At 72.0% G+C, this 4,633-nt stretch carries 1 protein-coding gene; it reads right to left on the minus strand.

All coding sequences use genetic code 11. From position 1 onward, the window contains the following. Nucleotides 1-4,548 (minus strand): amino acid adenylation domain-containing protein (locus tag ACFWPJ_RS25210; protein WP_378854858.1); only part of this gene is annotated, 4,548 nt, incomplete at its 3' end. Nucleotides 4,549-4,633: the final 85 nt, after the last annotated feature.

Raw genomic sequence — 4,633 nt, forward strand, 5'->3', positions numbered from 1 at the left:
GGGGCGCCCCCCCGCCCCCCGGCCCATGGGGGGCCCCCCCGGGGGCGGGCGGGGCGGCGCCGCCCCCCCCCGGCCCCCGGCCGGGGCGCCGACGGCGTCACTGTCCGGCGCCGGGCGCTCGGGCGCAGCGAGCCCGGCCGCGACGCTGCCGGACAGCTGCGCGACAGTCGCCTCGGGATGCGCGGCGATCGTCGTCAGGATGTCGTGGAACCGCGCCGCGAAGCCGGCTACCGTCGCCGCGTCGTAGAGGTCGGTGGCGTAGCGCAGGCTCCCCGTCAGCCCGCCCGTGTCCGGCTGCTCACGCAGCGTGAGGCTGAGATCGAAATGCGTTGTTTCCCCGGGGATGTCGAGAGTGGATACGGTCAGGCCGCCGAGGTCGAGCGAGGGCGACGCAGGCAGGTTCTCGTAGGAGAACACGGCCTCGAACAGCGGGTGCCTGGTGTTGTCCCGTGGCGGATTCACCGCTTCGACGATGTGATCGAAGGGGACATCGGCGTTGCCGAGCGCGGCAAGCGCGACCTCCCTGGCTCGCGCCAGCAGCGCGGTGAAGTGTTCCTGCGGATCGAGGGACAGGCGCAGTGGCAGGGTGTTGACGAACATACCGACCAAGCGGTCGAGGGCGGGGTGTCCGCGGCCCGCGACCGGGGTCCCGACCGTCACGTCCGCGATTCCGGCCAGGTCACCGAGAAGCACGGTGAACGCCGCGTAACCGGCCATGAAGGGAGTCGCGCTGTGCCGGCGGGCCAGCTCGGCCAGCGCCGTCCCGATGTCGGCACCGATCTCGAACTCGACCACCGCGCCGGTGCCGCCAGGCGTGCCCGAGCCGGGCGTGCGGACGCGATCGGTCGGTAGCGGCAGCCGGTCGGGGGCACCGTCCAGCGCACGTACCCAGTGCGCGAGCTGACGGGCGGCGGTGGAACCCGGATCGCGGCGATCACCGAGGCGCCGGTGCTGCCACAGCGTGTAATCGGCGTACTGCAGCGGCAGCGGCTCCCACCGCGGTTGCCGTCGGGCCGCCCGCGCGATGTACGCCGCGGACAGGTCGGCCACGAGCGGACCGTGTGACCAGCCGTCGGCGGCGATGTGATGGGCGACCAGCGCGAGCACGTGGTCGTCGGGACCGAGATTCCACAGCGCCAGCCGGATCGGCGCGTCGGTGGTGACGTCGAAGGGCGCGGCGACCGCCACCGCGAGTTCGGCGTCCAGCCCCGCCCGGTCGAGTGCGCGCGCGGTCAGCGGTGTGTCGCCCAGGGCCGCGTCGACGGTCAAGACGCGTACCCGTGGCCCGGTGCCGCCGGCGGGATACACCGTGCGCAGCACCTCGTGCCGGTCGACCACATCCCGCACCGCGGCATCGAGCGCCGTCACATCGAGCGATCCGGTCAGGCGCAACGCGATCGGCAAGTGGTACGCCGACGACTCCCGGTAGAGCTGATTGAGCAGCCACATCCGCAGCTGCGCCGGGGCAGGCGCCAGGTTTTCGGGCCGGGTTCCCGGCACCGGTGCGTCCCCGGCCGGGTCCTCGGCATCCTCGAGTCGTAGCGCCAGCGCCGCAACAGTCGGCGCGTCGAAGACCGTACGGACACCGATGCCGAGGCGCGCCGCGAGTGCGGTCGCGGTGAGCGAGGTGCCGCCCAGTTCGAAGAAGTCGCTCTCGGCCCCGGCGATGTCGACCTCGAGCACCTCGGCGAATGCCGCCGCCACGGTCCGCTCCGACTCTGTCGAGACGGGCCGGGAACCGTGCCTGCCGAACACCGGCGCGGGCAGGCGACGGGTGTCGAGCTTGCCGTTGGGGGTCAGCGGCAAGGTGTCGAGCACGACGTAGGCGCTCGGCCGCAGATACGCGGGCAGCTGCTCGGTGACCTGGACCCGCACCTGCTCCACCTCGAGTGGACCGTCCGGCACCAGGTAGGCCACCAGGTGGGTGCCCTTGGAGTCCTGATGGGCGGTCACGGCGGCCCGGCCGACGCCGGGGAGGCCGGTGAGCGTGGTCTCGATCTCGCCCGGCTCGATGCGGTGACCGCGCACCTTGATCTGGAAGTCGCTGCGGCCGTGGTAGATCAGTTCGGGCTCGGCGCCGGGGGTGAGGGTCACCAGGTCACCGGTGCGGTACACCCGCCCGCCGGGCGGGCCGAACGGATCGGCGACGAATCTGGCCGCGGTCAACGAATGCCGTCCGTGGTAACCGCGGGCCAGGGCCGGGCCGCCGATGTAGAGCTCGCCGATGACGCCGGGCGGCACCGGCCGCAACCGCGCGTCCAGCACCAGCGCGTGGAATCCGCGCAGGGGCGCGCCGATCGTCACCGACCGGTCCGGCGTGAGCTCGGCGATGGTCGCGATATCGGTGGCCTCGGTGGGGCCGTACCCGTTGCGCATCAACCGCGTTCGCGACCAGGCCGAGACCAGATCGGCGCGGATCGCCTCCCCGCCGACGCCGAGGACACGCAGGTCGGGCAGTGTCTCGGGGTCGAGGGTGGCCAGCACCGCCGGGGTGATGATGGCGTTGGTCACCCGTTCGCGCCGCATGAGCTCGGCCAGATCCGGTCCGGCCATCACATAGCGCGGGGCCACCACCAGCGTCGCCGCACCGGCCAGTCCGCACAGGATCTCGCCGACCGCCATGTCGAAACCCGGGGAGGCGTGGTGCAGGGTGCGGGCTCCCGGGCGCAACGCATACCGGTCGCGGCGCTCGGCCGCCAGGTTCGCGAGTCCACCGTGGGTCACCAGCACGCCCTTGGGGACGCCGGTGGAACCGGAGGTGTAGATGAGGTAGGCGGGATGCTCGGGCCGGGCAGCGACGGGCCGCCGCGGCTCCGCATCCGGCACCGCATCGGGGTCGACGATCGTCCAGTGGACCGATCCGGGCAGATCCGCCGGGTGCTCGACGCCGGTGACACCGAGGGTGGCACCGCAGTCGCCGAGGATGTGTGCGATGCGCTCGGCCGGATATCCCCCGTCGATCGGCACGAAACCCGCCCCGGTCTTGGCGATCGCCCAGACCGCGCCGACCGAGGCGGCGGAACGTTCCATGACCATCGCGACCAAGGTCTCGGGGCCGGCGCCCGCGGCCTGCAGTGCACCGGCGAGGCGGTCGGTCCACGCGTCGAATTCGCGGTAGGTCCAGCGCTTCTCGCCGTAGACGACGGCGATGCCGTCCGGGTTCGCCGCGACGGCGGCGGCGATCAGCTCACTCAGTGTGGCCGGGGTACCCGCCTTCGGTCCGCGCCAGGGGACGAGCAGATTCGCCTCGGCGGCGGTGAGGACCGGCAACCGGTCGATCGGAACATCGTCAGCGGCGGCGGCGAACGCCGTCAGGAAGCCGACGAACCGATCCAGATGCGCGATGACCTCGGCCTCGGTATAGCGATGACGGTTGGCTTCGAACTCGACCCGCAGCCCGGAATCCGTTACCGGATACACGTTCAGCGCGAGATCTTCGACCGGCCCGGTGGACAGGAGTTCGATGGTGCCGCGTGCCGGGCCGAACACCATCTCGGTGTGGAAGTTCATGATGTTGACCGCAGGCCCGAAACCCAGCGACTCGGCGTGGCGCCCACTGTCCCGGACCATCTCGGCGCCGCGATAGCGCTGATGGCGCAGTGCTCCGCTCAGCTCGGCGCGCGCGGAGGCGATGGCGGCGCCGACGGTGCCGCCCGAGCAGCACAGCGGCACGATATTCGACGTCATGCCGCCGCATTCGCGCAGCGCGGCGACGGTGCGCGCGGTGACCGGCAGGCTCAGCGCCACCGGTGCGGTGTCGGTCAGTCTGCCGAGGAACGCGGCGAACGCCGCCACCAGCACGGGCGCGTTGCCAGGGAAGTCGGCTCGCGTCCGCAGTCGCGCGACCAGCGATTCCGGCAGCTCGGCCCTGGCGTGGATCGGGAGCGGATCGGGAGCACCGGGCCGCGTCGCGAGGGTGGCCGGGGCAGGCAGCGCGCCCAGCCGCTCGCGCCAGTATTCGCGGTCGGTGTCATAGCGCCGCGAGCCACGGTAGCTCTCCTCCGCGGCGGCGAGCACCGTCGCGGAATCGACTGCTGCCGAAGACATTTCGGAGCCCACCAGCAGGGCCTCGTAGTGACCGCTCAACAGGTGCTGGATACGGATGGCGCCGTAGCCGTCGAGCAACAGGTGATGGGCACGGGTGTACAGCAGTTGGCGGTCCTGGCCCAGCCGCAGGACCGTGGTCGCGATGGGTGGATCGGTGACCAGATCGAACGGCGCGCACTGATCGGCCTGCATCCAGGCTCGGGCAGCGGTCTCCGGGTCTGATTCCCCGCTGCAGTCGACGACTGCGATGTGGTCGATCATGCCGTCGTCGAGCACCTGTCCCGGCTGCCCGTCGATGGTGGTGAAGCGCACGTACGCGCCGAGATCACGCGCGGCGCGGCGCGCCGCCCGGCGATATATCTCGAGGTCGAGCGGTCCGCGCAGGTCGACGTACTGGGCGGTGGTGAGCGGCACCGGTCCGAGCAGTTGCTGAGCGAACCACACCTCGCGTTGTGCCGCGGTGAGCGGACGGACAGCAGGGGTCGAACCGTGGGGAATCATGGTGCCTCGAAAGCTGGGAGAGAAGAGGTGGTAGACAGCGCCCGAGCCGGGGGGGCGGGGCGGGGCGGGCGCGGCAGCTCGCGGG

The organism is Nocardia sp. NPDC058497 (genome assembly GCF_042720195.1).
Lineage (GTDB): Bacteria > Actinomycetota > Actinomycetes > Mycobacteriales > Mycobacteriaceae > Nocardia.